Raw genomic sequence first — 3,405 nt, 5'->3', positions numbered from 1 at the left:
TGGGCACGCCGAACGAGTTGCCGTAGTCGCCGATGCCGCGCACCACGCCGTCGAACAGGTAGCGGACGCGCGACTCCTCCAGCGAGCCGAACCGGAGCGAATCGAGCGCGCAGATGGGGCGGGCGCCCATCGTGAAGATGTCGCGGTGGATGCCGCCCACACCGGTGGCCGCCCCCTCGTAGGGTTCCACGGCGGAGGGGTGGTTGTGCGACTCGATCTTGAACGCCACGGCCTTCCCGTCCCCCACGTCCACGAGGCCCGCGTTCTCCTCGCCCACCTCGGCCAGCAGCTGCTCGCCCTCTGTGGGCAGTGTCTTCAGGAGAGCCGTCGAGTTCTTGTAGGCGCAGTGCTCGCTCCACATCACCGAGTAGATGCCGAGCTCCACGAACGACGGCGTGCGCCCGAGCCGGTCGAGGATCTCGTCGTACTCGTCGTCGGTGAGGCCGTGGTCGAGGGCGAGGGCGCGGTCGACCTCGGGCGTTTTCGGGAGGGCTTCGGGCATGAGAGGGCGGGGGCGTGAAGCCGCGGGGGAAGAGACGAGTGAAATGCCGTAGTGGGTATGTTGGAAGGAAGGGGAAGGATCCTGCCTTTGCGGGGAATTGGGAGAGATTGAGGTGCGTTCAAACCCGGTCTCATCAGGGGAGACATCGTCGCCCGCGGCACTTCCTGCGCGATACGACGTACACCACACGATCGCTTAACGGGCCGCTTTATCGCCACTCCCAATCGCATGACCTTCCTCACCGGCGTCCCCGGCTTCCTCGGCACGCGCCTCCTGCGCCGCCTCGCCGCGGATGAGCCCGACGCCTCGTTTCTCCTGCTGGTCCAGCCGAAGTTCGAAGCACGCACCCATGCGCTCCTCGCCGACCTCGACCTCGCCGACCGGGCCACAGTGCTGCCCGGCGACATTACGGCGCCGGATCTGGGCCTCGGGGACCGGTACGACGCGGTGGCCGACCGGGTCACGCGGGCGGTCCACCTCGCCGCCGTCTACGACCTGTCGATCCCACGGGACGTGGGCTGGCAGGTCAATGTGAACGGCACGCGCCACGTGCTCGACCTGCTCGCGCAGAGCCCCAACCTGGAGCGCTTCGGATACGTCAGCTCCGCCTACGTGTCGGGCCGGCGCACCGGGACGATCTGCGAGGACGAGCTCGTCCACGATGCCGGGTTCAAAAATTTCTACGAGGAGACGAAGTACCACGCCGAGGTGCTCGTGCAGGACCGCATGGACGACATTCCGACGCTCATCTTCCGCCCCAGCATCGTGGTGGGGGACTCGGAGACCGGCGAGACGGACAAGTTCGACGGGCCGTACTTCGTGCTAAATGCGCTGCGCAGGCTTCCAAAATACACGCTCATGACCCGGGTCGGCTCGGGCACGGAGACGGTCAACCTGGTGCCGGTCGACTTCGTGGTGGACGCGATGGGGCACCTGCTGGGCCCCGAGGGACACGAGGGGACGGTCTTTCACCTCACCGACCCCCGGCCGCTCACCACACAGGCCCTCCTGGAGCTGTTTGCCGACCTGCTGGACAAACGTGTGGCGTACGTGCCAGTGCCGCCGAGCATGGCCCGAGGACTCATGAGCACCGGCGTGGGGCAGTTCCTCGGCATCGCGCCGGAGCTCATCGACTACTTCGACCATCCCTCCCGCTACGATTCTTCGAACACGCGGGCGGCGCTCGACGCCACAGAGATCGCGTGCCCGGCGCTGCCGGACTACGCCCCGGCGATGGTGAAGTACGCCCGTCGTCACGACGCCCGGTCCAGTGCCATGTACTGACGGAGGACGTCGGTTTTGCTTTCCGGGCGCGTTTGTTACCTTCCGGGCGCGTCCCGCCATCCCACGAGCACAGCATCTCATGTCCGACGAATCGTCCTCTGCCGCCTCCCGTCGCTCTTTTTTGAAGCAGGCCGCTCTGGCCGGGGCCGGGGCCGCCGCCCTGCCCCGAGCGGCGTCGGGGACGCCCCCCACGTTCGACGCCGGCAGCAACAACGGGCCCCTCGTCGTGGCGAGCGACAACGGCGCGCCCGCCGCCGAACAGGCCCTGGAGGTCATGGCCGGCGACGGGGAGGCCCTGGACGCCGTTATTGAGGGCGTCAACATCGTCGAGCGGGACCCCGACGACATTACCGTGGGGTACGGCGGCATCCCCAACGCCGACGGGACCGTGCAGCTGGAGGCCGGGGTCGTAGAGGGCAAGACGCACCGGGCCGGCGCGGTCGCCGTTCTCGAGGACATCCCGGTCCCCTCGCAGGTGGCGCGCCTGGTGATGGAACGGACCGACCATGTGCGGCTGGTGGGGCAGGGGGCAAAAGAATTTGCGCGGATGCACGGCATCGAGACGCAGGACCTCCTCACCGAGCGCGCCCGCAAGATCTGGGTCGAGTGGAAAGAGACCCTGTCGCAGGAGGACAACTACCTGCCGCCCGACAGCCTGAAAGACCCGGCGCTGGGGGCGAAGGTGCGCGAGGTGCAGCGCCACTACGGCACCATCCACTGCTCCGCCCTCGCCCCCAACGGCAATGTCGGCTCCGTCACCACCACCAGCGGCCTGTTCTACAAGATCCCGGGCCGGGTGGCGGACACGTCGGTCGTGGGGGCGGGCCTCTACGCCGACAACGACGTGGGGGCGGCCGGCTCCACGGGGCGGGGCGAGGCCAACCTCAAGAACCTGTCGAGCTACCTCATCGTGGAGCGGATGCGGGCGGGCGACGCGCCCGAGGAGGCGTGCCTGTTCGCCTGTCGCCGCATCGCAGAGAACACCCAGGTCCCGCGCCTCCTCAACGACCAGGGGGAGCCCAACTTCAACGTCCGGTTCTACGCGCTGCGAACGGACGGAGAATTCGGCGGGGCCCAGATGCGCGGCGCCGGACAGATGATCGTGGGGGACGCCGACGGGGTCCGCCGGGTCGGCATTCCGGGCCTGTACGACGAGGCGTAGGGGCGCTACCAGTTCGACGTCGCCGTGCTAAAGATGTCGTCGGCGACGTTTTCGAGGGCGTTTTGGGCGGCCTGTCGCTCACCGTCGAGGCCTGCCTCGACGGGGTCGTAGTTGGCGGAGCCACTGAAGGTCTGGTTCAGAAGCTCCTCGTCCTCCGTTTGGTCGACGTAGCGCACCTGTACCCGAATGGTCACCTGGTTGGAGCTGGCCCGTTCGTCGCCGCTGACGCCGGTGGGCTCGTTCGTGTAGCGTTGGATGCGGGCGGCAAGGAGGGCGTCCGCGCCCGCGTCGTCCGTCGTGAGGGACAGGCGCGTGCGGTCGACGAACCGGTCGGTGAGCAGGGTTGTCAGGTCGGACCCGAGCCGGTTGACAGGGCTGGAGGTGTTGTCCTGGGCGATGGGGATCGAAATGGTTTCGAGGTTGGATGGGACGCTGGCCCCGCTGAAGCTGTAGACGG

The 3,405-nt window shown here is 68.0% G+C and carries 4 protein-coding genes; 2 read left to right on the top strand and 2 right to left on the bottom strand.

Annotated elements, in window-relative coordinates; all coding sequences use genetic code 11:
- On the bottom strand, positions 1–502 hold a 502-nt coding region (locus tag V5A20_RS13720; protein ID WP_332317052.1), incomplete at its 3' end, for an AIR synthase related protein.
- Between the two features lie 228 nt (positions 503–730).
- Here V5A20_RS13720 and V5A20_RS13715 point away from each other — a divergent pair.
- Both V5A20_RS13715 and V5A20_RS13710 read left to right on the top strand, forming a co-directional pair.
- Positions 731–1,786, top strand: coding sequence for an SDR family oxidoreductase (locus V5A20_RS13715; protein ID WP_332317051.1), 1,056 nt, complete (start codon positions 731–733; stop codon positions 1,784–1,786).
- A 79-nt stretch (positions 1,787–1,865) separates the two neighbouring features.
- Positions 1,866–2,948, top strand: a complete 1,083-nt coding sequence (locus V5A20_RS13710; protein WP_332317050.1) for a N(4)-(beta-N-acetylglucosaminyl)-L-asparaginase — start codon at positions 1,866–1,868, stop codon at positions 2,946–2,948.
- 5 nt (positions 2,949–2,953) lie between these two features.
- Here V5A20_RS13710 and V5A20_RS13705 read toward each other — a convergent pair.
- Positions 2,954–3,405 (bottom strand): LptE family protein (locus tag V5A20_RS13705; protein ID WP_332317049.1); only part of this gene is annotated, 452 nt, incomplete at its 5' end.

Source organism: Salinibacter sp. (assembly GCF_036626415.1).
Lineage (GTDB): Bacteria > Bacteroidota > Rhodothermia > Rhodothermales > Salinibacteraceae > Salinibacter.
This window is presented reverse-complemented; position numbering and strand designations above follow the sequence as displayed.